Source organism: Catellatospora sp. NPDC049133, assembly GCF_040648455.1.
Lineage (GTDB): Bacteria > Actinomycetota > Actinomycetes > Mycobacteriales > Micromonosporaceae > Catellatospora > Catellatospora aurea.
Genome location: NZ_JBEZDT010000022.1, coordinates 74,063 through 86,140, shown reverse-complemented (window position 1 = coordinate 86,140; position 12,078 = coordinate 74,063). Strand labels below are relative to the sequence as shown.

10 protein-coding genes are annotated in these 12,078 nt (G+C 71.7%); 5 read left to right on the top strand and 5 right to left on the bottom strand.

The features are described from left to right. Positions 1-15 precede the first annotated feature (15 nt). The 5 genes from AB0B35_RS24435 to AB0B35_RS24415 all read left to right on the top strand — a co-directional run bounded on the left by AB0B35_RS24435 (position 16) and on the right by AB0B35_RS24415 (position 6,247). Entirely contained in the window at positions 16-270 is a 255-nt protein-coding gene (locus AB0B35_RS24435) for a hypothetical protein (RefSeq protein ID WP_360539522.1), read from the top strand. A gap of 82 nt (positions 271-352) precedes the next feature. Continuing rightward, the gene (locus AB0B35_RS24430) at positions 353-1,975 is read left to right on the top strand and encodes an alkaline phosphatase D family protein (RefSeq protein ID WP_361049234.1); all 1,623 of its coding nucleotides are present in this window, start codon (positions 353-355) and stop codon (positions 1,973-1,975) included. Between the two features lie 58 nt (positions 1,976-2,033). After that, positions 2,034-2,723 carry an HAD-IA family hydrolase gene (locus tag AB0B35_RS24425; RefSeq protein ID WP_361049232.1) on the top strand — a complete coding sequence of 230 codons (690 nt, stop codon included), beginning with the start codon at positions 2,034-2,036 and terminating at the stop codon, positions 2,721-2,723. 55 nt (positions 2,724-2,778) lie between these two features. Further along, positions 2,779-4,482 (top strand): ABC transporter ATP-binding protein, encoded by a 1,704-nt coding sequence (locus AB0B35_RS24420; RefSeq protein ID WP_361049230.1) that lies wholly within the window; start codon positions 2,779-2,781, stop codon positions 4,480-4,482. A 25-nt stretch (positions 4,483-4,507) separates the two neighbouring features. Next, positions 4,508-6,247: an ABC transporter ATP-binding protein gene (locus tag AB0B35_RS24415; protein ID WP_361049228.1), complete on the top strand. Its 1,740-nt coding sequence runs from the start codon at positions 4,508-4,510 to the stop codon at positions 6,245-6,247. Here AB0B35_RS24415 and AB0B35_RS24410 read toward each other — a convergent pair. The 5 genes from AB0B35_RS24410 to AB0B35_RS24390 form a co-directional block, all read right to left on the bottom strand. Then, positions 6,214-7,185 (bottom strand): DNA adenine methylase, encoded by a 972-nt coding sequence (locus AB0B35_RS24410; RefSeq protein WP_361049226.1) that lies wholly within the window; start codon positions 7,183-7,185, stop codon positions 6,214-6,216. The two genes, AB0B35_RS24415 and AB0B35_RS24410, sit on opposite strands and share 34 nt — an antisense overlap. A gap of 67 nt (positions 7,186-7,252) precedes the next feature. Next, entirely contained in the window at positions 7,253-8,428 is a 1,176-nt protein-coding gene (locus AB0B35_RS24405; RefSeq protein WP_361049224.1) for an ROK family transcriptional regulator, read from the bottom strand. A 28-nt stretch (positions 8,429-8,456) separates the two neighbouring features. Then, positions 8,457-9,602 carry an ABC transporter permease gene (locus AB0B35_RS24400; RefSeq protein ID WP_360539571.1) on the bottom strand — a complete coding sequence of 382 codons (1,146 nt, stop codon included), beginning with the start codon at positions 9,600-9,602 and terminating at the stop codon, positions 8,457-8,459. A gap of 113 nt (positions 9,603-9,715) precedes the next feature. Beyond that, the gene (locus AB0B35_RS24395; protein ID WP_360539573.1) at positions 9,716-10,489 is read right to left on the bottom strand and encodes an ATP-binding cassette domain-containing protein; all 774 of its coding nucleotides are present in this window, start codon (positions 10,487-10,489) and stop codon (positions 9,716-9,718) included. A gap of 94 nt (positions 10,490-10,583) precedes the next feature. After that, complete coding sequence (locus tag AB0B35_RS24390) at positions 10,584-11,669, bottom strand: sugar ABC transporter substrate-binding protein (RefSeq protein WP_361049222.1); 1,086 nt, start codon at positions 11,667-11,669, stop codon at positions 10,584-10,586. Positions 11,670-12,078: the final 409 nt, after the last annotated feature.

The window sequence follows — 12,078 nt, the reverse complement described above, 5'->3', positions numbered from 1 at the left end:
GCTGAGGGCGACGACGTGATCGTGCGTATGTGGGAGGTGCGCGCCTATCCGCGCACCTTCACCGAGCTGCTGGACTGGGTGTGCGAGGAGGCGGTGCCGCGGCTGGAGGTCGAGCCGCTGCACATCGCGAGCGAGGTGTTCTCCTCGACCGACCTGCGCGTCGTGGTGATCTCGCGCTGGCGCGGCGAGCCCCGCCCGCTGGCCGACCCGCCGGAGGGCCTGGCCGCCCGCTCGCCGCACGTCTGGGACTTCGCCCCCGTCGACCGCTGACCCCGCGCCATCGGCGTGGCGTCGCGGTGTGCCCGGCGCCCGCGGCGACGATGAGGGCCACCCCCGGCATTTAGGGGTGCGTATGGTCTCGCGTCGGGGCATGCTGCTCGGCGGCGGTGCCGTGGTCGTGGCCGGGCTGTTCGGGCGGCCGGCGAGCGCGACAGGCCCGGCGAGTGATCCGTTCACGCTGGGTGTGGCCTCGGGGGACCCGACCCGGGACGGCTTCGTGCTCTGGACCAGGCTCGCGGTGACGCCGATGGCCGAGGACGGCCGCGGGGGCATGGCCGACCGGGCGTACGAGGTCTGGTGGCAGGTGTCGCCCGACGAGCGCTTCACCCGACCGGTCGCGTCCGGCATGAGCTGGGCGGAGCCGTCCTGGGCGCACAGCGTGCACGCCGAGCCGACGGGCCTGGAACCCGGCCGGGAATACTTCTACCGCTTCGGCGTCGACCGCTGGGTCTCCCCGGTGGGCCGCACCCGCACCGCCCCGGCAAGGCCCACCCTGCCGGCGGCCCTGAACCTGGCCTTCCTGTCCTGTGCGCAGTACGAGCACGGCTTCTTCACCGGCTACCGCCGGATCGCGGAGTCCGAGCCGGAGCTGATCGTGCATCTGGGCGACTACGTCTACGAGTACGCGGCGCACGTCTACAACGCCCCGAGCGGCAACGTGCGCGACCATGCCGGGCCCGAGACGCAGACGCTGGCCAACTACCGGCAGCGCTTCGCGCAGTACAAGCTGGACCCGGATCTGCAGATGGCGCACGCGGTCGCGCCGTGGCTGGTGGTCTTCGACGACCACGAGGTCGACAACAACTGGGCGGGGCCGGTGCCGGAGCGGCCCAACCCGCGCTTCGAGCGGCGGCGCACCGCGGCCATGCGGGCGTACTGGGAGAACATGCCGCTGCGGTACGCCCGCCAGCCGCGCGGCACGGCGCTGCCGCTGCACCGCCGCGTGCGCTGGGGCAAGCTGGCCACCTTCCACCTGCTCGACACCCGGCAGTACCGCGACGACCAGGGCTGCGGCGACGGCTACCGGGACTGCCCGGCCGCGACGGACCCGGCCCGCTCCATCCTCGGCGCGCCGCAGGAGAAGTGGCTGCTCGACGGCTTCCGGCGCAGTGGCGCGACCTGGGACGTCCTGGCCCAGCAGGTCTTCTTCTCGCAGCGCGACCGCGACCCCGGTCCGGTGCTGAGCACCAGCCAGGACGCCTGGGACGGATACGCGGCCTCCCGGCAGCGGGTGGTGCGGGGCTGGCTCGACGCGAAGGTGCGCAACGCGGTGGTGCTCACCGGGGACGTGCACGCGCACTGGGCGGCCGACGTCAAACTCGACTTCGCCGACCCGGACGCGCCGGCCGTCGGCTCGGAGCTGATCTGCACCTCGCTGACCACGGGCGGCGACGGCTTCGACTCGGATCCGGCGACGCACCCGTTCCTGGCCCACAACAAGCACCTGCACCTGTACAACGGCCAGCGCGGCTACGTGCGGGCCACGGTCACCCCGGCCGAGCTGGCCGCCGACTTCATGACCCTGCCGTACGTGCACCGCGCCGGTGCGCCGGCCCAGCGCAAGGCGGGCTTCGTGATCGCCGACGGGGTGCCCGGCCTGCAACGGCGCTACCTGCGTCCGTTCACCGGCCCGCAGGGGTTCGCACCCCGGGAGCTGGCCGACCACACGGTGTGGACGGAAACGGAACGCCCGTGACGAGATCCCGGCCGTGCGGAGGTGCCGCGAGCGTCCCACCCTCCGGTAACCTCTGCGCGTGCTGGACATCCGGAGGCCGCGACGACGGGGCGCGATCCTGTTCGACCTCTACGAGACCCTGATCCCGGATCGGACAGCGGCCCAGCGCGACGAGGTCAGCCGACGTATGGCCGCAGCGCTGGGCGTGGATCCCGAACGGTTCGCCACGCTGTTCCGGGGAACCATGCTGGCCCGGATGCGCGGCGAGTTCGGCACGCTGAGCGAGACCATCCGCACCCTGGCCTACCGGCTGGGCGGCGAGCCGACGGACACGGCCGTGCGCTTCGCGGAGGTGGCCAGGCTGCGGTTCACCCGGGAGGTGCTGTGGCCCTCGCCCGGCGTGCTGTCGGTGCTGGACGGGCTGCGCGCCGCGGGTCATCCGCTGGGGCTGGTCACCAACTGCTCGACGGAGACCGTGACGCTGTGGCGGGAGCAGCCGCTGGCGCCGCGCTTCGACGTGGCAGGTTTCTCCTGCCTGCTCGGGGTGACCAAGCCCGATCCGGTGCTGTTCCTCAAGGTGTGCGGCGACCTGGGCGTCACGCCGCAGGAGTGCGTCTACGTCGGCGACGGGCACGGGGGAGAGCTGGCCGCGGCGGCGGCGCTGGGCATGCGCGTGGTGCGCACCGTCGAGCACGCCGACAGCGATCCGGGTTGGCACGGGGAGACCGTCCACCGTCTGGGTGACCTACCCGCCCTGCTGGCTGCCTGAATGCCGGGAAAACCGGTGGCGTTCGCCGGGGCGGCCTAGTAAGTTCAGCGCCGCTATGCGTTCCTTACCTCTGGCCGATCCAGGCACCCCCGACACCAGGTCAGCCATCCGGTATCTGTGGTGGCTGGCCTCGCACCAGTCCCGGACCATCGGCTTCGGCATGTTCTTCGGCATCACCTGGATGCTGGTGGGCGCGCTGATCCCCATGGTCATCGGCAAGGCGATCGACGCCGGCATCACGACCAAGGACACGTCCGCCCTGGCCCGCTGGGCCGGGGCGTTCCTGCTGCTGGGGCTGGTGCAGGCGGGCAGCGGCATCATGCGCCACCGCAACGCGGTGTTCAACTGGATGTCGGCGAACTTCCGCACCGTGCAGGCGGTCGTGCGGCACGCCAACCGGCTCGGCGCGACGCTGCCCAAGCGCATGGCCACCGGCGAGGTCGTCGCCATCGGCGCGGCCGACACCAGCCACATCGGCAACGCGCTCGACATCACCGCCCGCGGCTCGGCCGCCATCGTCAGCCTGATCACCGTCACCGTCGTCCTGCTGACCGCGTCGGTCAAGCTCGGCCTGGTCGTGCTGCTCGGCGTGCCGGTGCAGATGGCGGTGGTGAGCCTGCTCATCAAGCCGCTGCACCGCCGCCAGCAGGCCTACCGCGACCAGCAGGGCGCGCTCACCGGCCGGGCCGTGGACATCGTCGCCGGCCTGCGCGTGCTGCGCGGCATCGGCGGCGAGCAGGTCTTCGCCGAGCGCTACCGGAGCCAGTCGCAGCAGCTGCGCGAAGCCGGCGTACGGGCGGCGCGCATCGACTCGCTGCTGGAGTCCATCCAGGTGCTGATGCCGGGACTGTTCCTCGCCCTGGTCACCTGGCTCGGGGCACGGCTCGCGGTGGCCGGTGAGATCCAGCCCGGCGAGTTGGCCAGCTTCTACGGGTACGCCGCGTTCCTGGTCATGCCGATGCGCACGCTCGCGGAGATGCTGGAGAAGATGACCCGCGGCCACGTCTCGGCGGGCCGGGTGCTGCAGGTGCTGCGGCTCGAACCGGAGATCACCTCGCCCGCGTCGCCGTTGCCGCTGCCCGAGCACGGCACGCTGGTGGACGTGAAGTCCGGCCTGGCACTGCGGCCCGGCGTGCTCACCGTGCTGGCCGCGGACCGGCCCGAGGACGCGATCGAGATCGCCGACCGGCTCGGCCGGTACGCCGAGGGCGAGGTGACGCTGGGCGGCGTGCCGCTGTCCGCGGTGACCCGCGACGACGTGCGCGCCCGCATCCTGGTCGCCGACAACAACGCCCGGCTGTTCAGCGGCCCGCTGCGCGAGGAACTCGACCCCACCGGGACGGCGAGCGACGAGCAGATCATGTCCGCACTGCGTACGGCCAGCGCCGAGGAGGTCATCGACGCGCTGCCGGACGGGCTAGGCGCGTTCGTCGCCGAACGCGGCCGGGAGTTCTCCGGCGGGCAGCAGCAGCGGCTGCGGCTGGCCCGCGCGCTGGTGGCCGACCCGCCGATCCTGATCATGGTCGAGCCGACCAGCGCCGTCGACGCGCACACCGAGGCCCGCATCGCGCGCCGCATCGGCCCCGCGCGCCAGGGCCGCACGACCCTGCTCGCCGGCACCAGCCCGCTGCTGCTGGACCAGGCCGACCATGTCGCCTTCGTCGAGGACGGCAAGGTCGTCGCCGAGGGCACCCACCGCGAACTGCTGGCCGCCGAACCCCGCTACCGCGCCGTCGTGACCCGGAGCGTGGACGCGTGAACACGTACGACAAGGGGACAAGGGCATGAGCAGGGTTCAGCTGCCGGTCGCGGATGCGGCCGCGGTGCGCCGGTATGCCCGCCGGCTGCTCGGACGGCACCCGGGCGCGCTCGCGCGGGTGGTGCTGCTGCACGGGCTCGCCGCGCTCGCCGGGCTGGTCACGCCGTACCTGCTGGGCAAGCTGATCGGCGGGATCCAGCACGGCATGACGGTGTCCGGGGTCGACGGCATCGCGCTCGGGCTCGTGACGTTCGTGCTGGCGCAGGCGGTGCTGACGCGGTTCGCCGCGTTCTCGTCGGCGACGCTGGGCGAGCGGGTGCTGGCCGAGCTGCGCGAGGAGTTCGTCGACCGGGTGCTCGCCATCCCGCTGTCGACCGTGGAGCGGGCGGGCACCGGCGACCTGGTCACCCGTACCAGCCGGGATGTCGCGCAGTTGTCGCACAGCATGCGCCGCGGCGTACCCGAGACGCTGATCGCCCTGGTCACGCTCATCCTGACGGCCGCCGCACTGGTCTGGCTCTCCCCGCTGATGGCGCTGCCCTGCCTGGTCGGCGCGCCCATCATCATCGGCAGCGCCCGCTGGTACCTGCGCCGCGCGCCCAAGGCCTACCTGCGCGAGAACGCCGCCTCCTCCGAGGTCATCGACGGGCTCACGGAGACCTTCGACGGCGCGCGCACCACCGAGGCGCTGCGCACCGGCGCGCGCCGCATCGGCCGCACCGACCACGACCTGCGCGAGCAGTACCGGGCCGAGCGGGGCACGCTGCGGCTGCGCACCTTCTTCTGGCCGTTCGTCGACCTGGGCTTCACGCTGCCGGTGGCGGCCACCCTGTTCCTCGGCGGCTGGTTCTACATCCAGGGCTGGGTGCCGCTGGCGGTCGTCGTCACCGCCGTGTTCTACGTACAGCAGCTGATCGAGCCGATCGACCGCCTGCTCGGCTGGGCCGACGAGCTGCAGGTCGGCGCGACGTCGCTGGCCCGGCTGCTGGGCGTGGCCGAGATCGGCGACGACCGCGAGGTCACCGGCGCGCGTCCCGACTCGGAGCGGCTGACCGCGACGGACGTGCGCTACGCGTACATCGAGGGCCGCGACGTGCTGCACGGCGTGGACCTGTCCATCGCCCCCGGCGAGCGGCTGGCCATGGTCGGACCGTCCGGCGCGGGCAAGTCGACCCTGGGCCGGCTGCTCGCGGGCATCGACGGCCCGCGCACCGGCACTGTCGCGGTCGGCGGCGCGCCGCTGGTCGAACTGCCGCTGGAGGAGCTGCGCGGGCACGTCGCGCTGGTCACCCAGGAGCACCACGTCTTCGTGGGCACGCTGCGCGACAACCTGGCGCTGGCCCGGCCGGACGCGTCCGAGGAGCGGCTGCGCGAGGCGCTGGCCGCCGTGGACGCGCTGGACTGGGTGGACGAGCTGCCCGAGGGCCTTTCCACCGAGGTCGGCGGTGGGCGGCACGAGGTGTCGCCCGCGCAGGCGCAGCAGCTCGCGCTGGCCCGGCTGGTGCTGGCCGACCCGCACACGCTGGTGCTGGACGAGGCGACATCGCTGATCGACCCGCGGGCGGCCCGGCATCTGGAGCGGTCGCTGGCGGCGGTGCTGGACGGGCGGACCGTGATCGCGATCGCGCACCGGCTGTTCTCGGCGCACGACGCGGACCGCGTGGCGGTGGTCGAGGACGGGCGGATCGCGGAGCTGGGCTCGCACGACGAACTGGTGGCCGCCGACGGCTCCTACGCCGCTCTCTGGCGATCCTGGCAGTCCTGACCCGCGCCGCCCAGCGCGGCGTGCACGGCTTCGGGGCCGCCGAGGCGGGTGACCAGGGCGGGGGAGAGGTAGAGGGACTCGATCGTGCGAGCCGGGCGGCCGTTGAGCGTGCCCTGCGACGACGTGCCCGCGTCGAGGTGCAGGTGCAGCAGGCCCAGGTCGGCGGGTAGCGGTTCGCCGTAGCTGCGCTCGCCGGAGGCGGGGTCGCGGGACAGGCCGTCGTACGACAGCAAGAACGAGGTGCCCCGCCCGACCGCCGCGCGCAGCCGGGCCACGAACGCCTCGCGCGGCAGCCCGGCCATGTACCGGTGGTCCCGGGCCTGGCTCACGCCCTGGTACGGCGGGTCGAGGTACACCACGTCGGCGGGTTCGGCCCCGTCCAGCACGGCGGCGTAGTCGGCGGCGTACGCCCGGCAGCCGGTCAGCACGCGGGCGGTCGCGGCCAGCCGGGCGCGCATCGCGGCGGGCCGCGCGCCCAGCCGCCGCCGGTCCGGGCCCTGGTTGAAGCCGCCCTCGCGGTTGTAGCGCACCGCCGCCTTGACGCAGCGGGCGAGCAGGTAGAGCAGGCAGTGCGGCTCGTGGGTCTCGTTGAAGCGGGTGCGCACCGCGTCGTAGTACGCCTTCGGGTCGGCGAGCTGCTCGTGCCACAGCCGCTCGTAGTCGTCGGCGAGGGCCACCGGCTCGGCCAGCACCCGCTGCCACAGCCGCATCAGCGGCTCGTTCACGTCGCTGATCTCGGCGGTCTGGCCGATGCGCAGGTGCCGGGCGGCGATGGCGACGGCGGCCGACCCGGCGAACGGCTCCAGCAGGCGCGCGGTGTCCGGCGGCAGCAGGGGCACGATCGCGTGCGCGAGCTGCCGCTTGCTGCCCTGGTACGGGATCGCGTGCGGGGCGTCGGCGAGGCCGGGCAGGCGACGGGGCGGGAAAGGGGCCGGCACGACCATCCATTGTGCTGGATGGTTTCGGCTACCCGCCGGTATGACACCGGCGGGTATGTGTCGGCATTCAGCCCAGCGGGTCGGCGAGCAGCTGCTCGAAGGCGAGTTCCGCAGCGCCCAGCAGGGCCGCGTCGCCGCCGAGCTTGGGCGTGCGCAGCCGGACGTGCTCGCGGGTGGCGGGCAGGCCGATGCTGTTCAGGCGGCTGCGCACCTGCGCCGCCGCGGCCAGGTACACGTCGCGCAGCGTGCCGCCGAAGATGACCAGCTCCGGGTTGAAGATGTTGACCAGGTTCGCCACCCCGAACCCGAGCCAGTCGCCGACCTGGCGCACCGCGACCTGGGCGGTGGCGTCGCCGCGCGCGGCGGCCTCGACCACGGCCAGCACCGCCTCGGCGCCCTGGGCGGTGTTGCGGCCGGCGGCGTGCAGCAGCGCGTGCTCGCCGATCTCGGTCTCCCAGCAGCCGCGGGAGCCGCAGCCGCAGGCGCGGCCGTGCGGGTTGACGACCATGTGGCCGACCTCGCCGCCATAGCCGCCGTGCCCGGTGACCCGGCGCCCGCCGGCGATGATGCCCGCGCCGACGCCGACGTCGCCGTACATGTAGATGATGTTGTCGCAGCCCACGGCGACCCCGCGGGTGTGCTCGGCCAGCGCGCACAGGTCCGCCACGTTGCCGACGGCGACCTGCGGCAGCAGGTCGGGCAGCCGGTCCTGCAGCGCGTGCCCGAGTGGCTCGTCCAGCCAGCCCAGGTGCGGCCCGAGCCGGACCAGGCCGTCCTCGCGGCGGACCAGCCCGCACACGGCGATGCCGGCCCCGATGCACCGGGCCTGCGGCTTTACCTGCTCGGCCATCTGCGCGACGAAGTCGGCCACCGGGCGTACCGCCTCGATGGCCTCGCCGCGCGGGCGCGGCGCCTCCCGCTGGTCCAGGATGACGCCGCCCAGCCCGACCCGCGCCACCCGGATCCGGTCCACCTCCACGCTCGCGGCGTAGGCGTAGACCAGGTCAGAGGACGGGCGGACCACCAGTGACGGCCGGCCGGCCCGGCCGGTCTCGCGCGGCGCCTCCTCGCTGACCAGGCCGACAGCGGCCAGGTCAGCGGTGAGGGCGCCGATGGTGGAGCGGTTGAGACCGAGTTCGGAGGTGAGCTCGGCACGGGAGATAGAGCCGCGCACGTGCACGAACCGCAGCAACGCGCCGAGGTTCTGCCGCCGGATCTCCTCCTGGCTCGGTCCCGCTCGCATGATTCTCCCGTTTACAGGCGTACGTCGGTCAGCTGCTCGCGGCCGCGCGCCGACGTGAGAAGGCGTCCACGCTCGCCGCCAGCAGGAGCACGATGCCGGTGGCGACGTACTTGTACGCCGAACTCCAGCCGACCAGGCCCATGCCGTTGATGATCATCGTGATCACCAGGCCGCCGAGCACCGCGTCCAGGACGCGGCCCTTGCCGCCGAAGAGGCTGGTGCCGCCGATGACCGCCGCCGCGACGCCGTACAGCAGCACGTTCGAGCCGCCGGTGTTCGGGTCCACGGAGCGCGCCATACTGGCTGCCAGGATGCCGCTGACGGCCGCCATCGCGGAGCAGATGACGAACGCGGAGATGCGGATGCGGTCCACGGCGATACCGGCGCGGCGGGCCGCCTCGCGGTTGCCGCCGACGGCGTAGATGTGGCGGCCGAAGGCGGTCCGGCGCAGCACGAACGTCCACAGCAGCAGGAGCACGCCGATCACGGGCACCACGATCGGCACGCCCTTGAGCGAGAACAGCGGGTTGCGGCTGCGCTCCTCGTTCAGCACGGCGACCGCGACGCCCACCAGCACCGCCAGGCCGATCACCCGGAAGGCGACGACCTGCCACAGCATCGCGGGCAGCCCGCGGCGGCGGCGGTTGCGCTGCTGGATCAGCTGCGTGGCGGCGAAACCGAGCACGGTCAGCGCGCCCAGCGCCCAACCGACCATCGGCGGCATGTACTCGTTCTCCAGCGAGATGATGATCTCGTCGCGGACCGAGATGTTGGTGCCCTCCTTGAGCAGCCACAGCACGGTGCCCTGGAAGGCCAGGAAGCCCGCGAGGGTGACCACGAAGGAGGGGATGCCGACCTTCGCCACCAGGAAGCCCAGCAGCAGGCCGATCACGACACCGGTGACGACCGCCGCGGCCACGCCGACGTACCAGGGGTAGCCGTTCGTGGTCAGCATGATCGCGAGCACCGCGGCGCAGACGCCCGACGCGAAACCGGCGCTGAGGTCGATCTCGCCGAGCAGCAGCACGAAGACCAGGCCCATGCCGAGCACGACGATGGGCCCGGCCTGCGTCAGCAGGTTGGCGAAGTTCAGCGGGGTGAGGAAGGACGGCCGGGCGGCCGAGAAGACGACCGTCAGCACGATGATGCCGAGCACCGCCGGCAGCGCGCCCATGTCGCCGCTGCGGACCCGCTGCCCGTAGCTGCGCAGGTAACCCCAGAGGCCGCCGTCGTCCTTGGCCGGGGTGGCGACCTTGGCCGCCTCGTACGAATTCGTGGTGGTCGCGCTCACGCTGCGGCTCCTTCCTCGACGAGGCCCAGCTGGCCGCTGCGGCCGGAGGTGATCAGCTCGACCACCTGCGAGTGGGTGACTTCCGACGTCTTGACCTGGGCCGCCATCCGTCCCAGGTACAGCGCGGCGATCCGGTCGGAGACAGCGAACACGTCGTTCATGTTGTGGGAGATCAGCACAACGGCCAGACCGTTGTCAGCCAGGCGGCGGACCAGTTCCAGCACCTGCTGGGTCTGCGCCACGCCGAGGGCGGCGGTGGGCTCGTCGAGGATGACCAGCTTGCTGTTCCAGAGCACGGCCTTGGCGATCGCCACGGTCTGCCGCTGGCCGCCGGAGAGGCTGGACACCTGCTGGCGGACCGACTTGACGGTACGCACCGACAGGCCGGCCAGGGTCTGCTGGGCGAGCTGCTCCATCGTCGGCTCGTCGAGGATCATGCCGCTCTTCTTCTCGCGGCCCAGGAACATGTTCTGAACGATGTCCAGGTTGTCGCAGAGGGCGAGATCCTGGTACACGATCTCGACGCCGTGGCTCGCGGCGTCGCGCGGGTTGTGGACGTGGACCTGCTTACCCTCCATCAGGTATTCGCCTGAGTCGATGGGGTAGATCCCGCCGATGCACTTGACCAGCGTTGACTTGCCGGCGCCGTTGTCGCCGACGAGTGCGGTTACCTCGCCTGGGTGGACCTGGAAGGCGACGTCCCGCAGCACCTGCACCGGGCCGAAGCTCTTGTTGATTCCACGCAGTTCGAGTAGAGGGGTTCCCATCAGGGCGCTCCGTTCGAGGGGTTACTGCCTGTTCCACAGACGTGGTCCCTGGGTGCCTTGCGACCCCCAGGGACCACATTCCGGTCGATCAATCAGGTCAGCTGATGCCGGCCTCGGTGCACTTGGCCGCGAAGTCGGCGGTGCACAGCTCTGCCTTGGTGACGTAGCCGTCGGTGACGACGTCCTTCACGTTCGCGAAGTAGATCGCCTGCGGCTCCAGCAGGACCGAGGGCACGTCCTTGCCGGTCTCGGAGTCCTTGGTGGTCTGCGAGACAGACTTGGTCTGACCCTGGGCCAGGGCGATCGCCAGCTCGGCGGTCGCGGTGGCCTCCTTCTTGACGGCCTTGTACACGGTCATGCACTGGTCGCCGAGGAGGATGTTCTGCAGGCCCTGCACGGTCGCGTCCTGGCCGGTGACCGGGACCTTGCCGTTGAGCTTGTTCTTCTTCAGGATCGAGATCGCCGCGTTGCCCAGGCCGTCGTTCGCGGCGAGCACGCCGTCGATCTTGCCGTTGGCCTTGGTCAGCATCTGCTCGAAGAGAACGCCGCCCTGCGCGTTGTCCCAGTCCGGCACGGCCTGGTCGTCGACGAGGGTGTACTCCTTGGCGTCGTACTTCGGCTTCAGCACCGACACGCCGCCCTCCTTGAAGAGGGTCGCGTTGTTGTCGGTCGGCGAGCCGTTCAGCTGCGCGATGGCCGGGTTCTTGGTGCCCTTCTCAGTGAGGCACTTGACCAGGCCCTCACCCTGCAGGCGACCGACCGCGACGTTGTCGAAGGACACGTAGTACTTCGCGTTGCCGCCCAGCGTGAGCCGGTCGTAGTCGATGGTCGGGATGCCCTGCGCCGCGGCCTTGTCCAGCACGGCCTTGCCGGTGCCGGAGTCGAGGTTGACGATGACCAGGACGGTGACGCCCTTGGTGATCATCTGGTCCGCGATGCTCTGGAACTGGGTCTTGTCACCCTGGGCGTTCTGGATGTCGTACTTGACGTTGGCGGCCTTGAAGGCCTCCTCCAGGTACTTGCGGTCCGCGGTCTCCCAGCGGGCCGAGGACTTGCTGTCCGGCAGGATGACGCCGACGAAGGGCGTCTTCGAGTCGGCGGGCTGGGCGTCTTCCGCACAGGCGGCCAAGCCGGAGACGGCCATCAGGCCGGTCATGGCTACAGCCAGGATCCCTTTGCGCATCGTTGCTCAAATCCTCTCGGATTCAGGGGTGTGTATTCAGGTGGTGCGGGCGGCCCCGCCGGGTTCCGGGACCAGGCGAGTCCAACAGCGTTCATCAGTGCGTGAGGCCGGTCACACGGGGTTTTGTTGTGTGCGACAACGTATGCGCAACAAATGCAAACGCGCAAGCCCAAGGTTTGTTGTTGGCAATAACAATTCAGCAACGTCCCCGTAACCCGCCCGCTCGCTGCCCTTTCCCACCGCGCCGATCTTGCGCGAACAGTGGGTACGACACACTCAATCCCGGCAATTGGACAACGGTTCGCGCAAGATCAACATGATCTTGGCAGCGGCAGCGGCAGCGGCAGCGGCAGCGGCTGGGTGGCGGGGTGGCGGGTGTGGGTGCTTGCGCGGAGAGTTTTTGAGCGGT

Excerpts from the sequence above, each read along its gene's own strand:
- AB0B35_RS24430 (WP_361049234.1), top strand. The coding sequence starts at position 353 with ATGGTCTCGCGTCGGGGCATGCTGCTCGGCGGCGGTGCCGTGGTCGTG.
- AB0B35_RS24420 (WP_361049230.1), top strand. The coding sequence starts at position 2,779 with ATGCGTTCCTTACCTCTGGCCGATCCAGGCACCCCCGACACCAGGTCA.
- AB0B35_RS24415 (WP_361049228.1), top strand. The coding sequence starts at position 4,508 with ATGAGCAGGGTTCAGCTGCCGGTCGCGGATGCGGCCGCGGTGCGCCGG.
- AB0B35_RS24405 (WP_361049224.1), bottom strand. The coding sequence starts at position 8,428 with ATGCGAGCGGGACCGAGCCAGGAGGAGATCCGGCGGCAGAACCTCGGC.
- AB0B35_RS24400 (WP_360539571.1), bottom strand. The coding sequence starts at position 9,602 with ATGGGCGCGCTGCCGGCGGTGCTCGGCATCATCGTGCTGACGGTCGTC.
- AB0B35_RS24390 (WP_361049222.1), bottom strand. The coding sequence starts at position 11,669 with ATGCGCAAAGGGATCCTGGCTGTAGCCATGACCGGCCTGATGGCCGTC.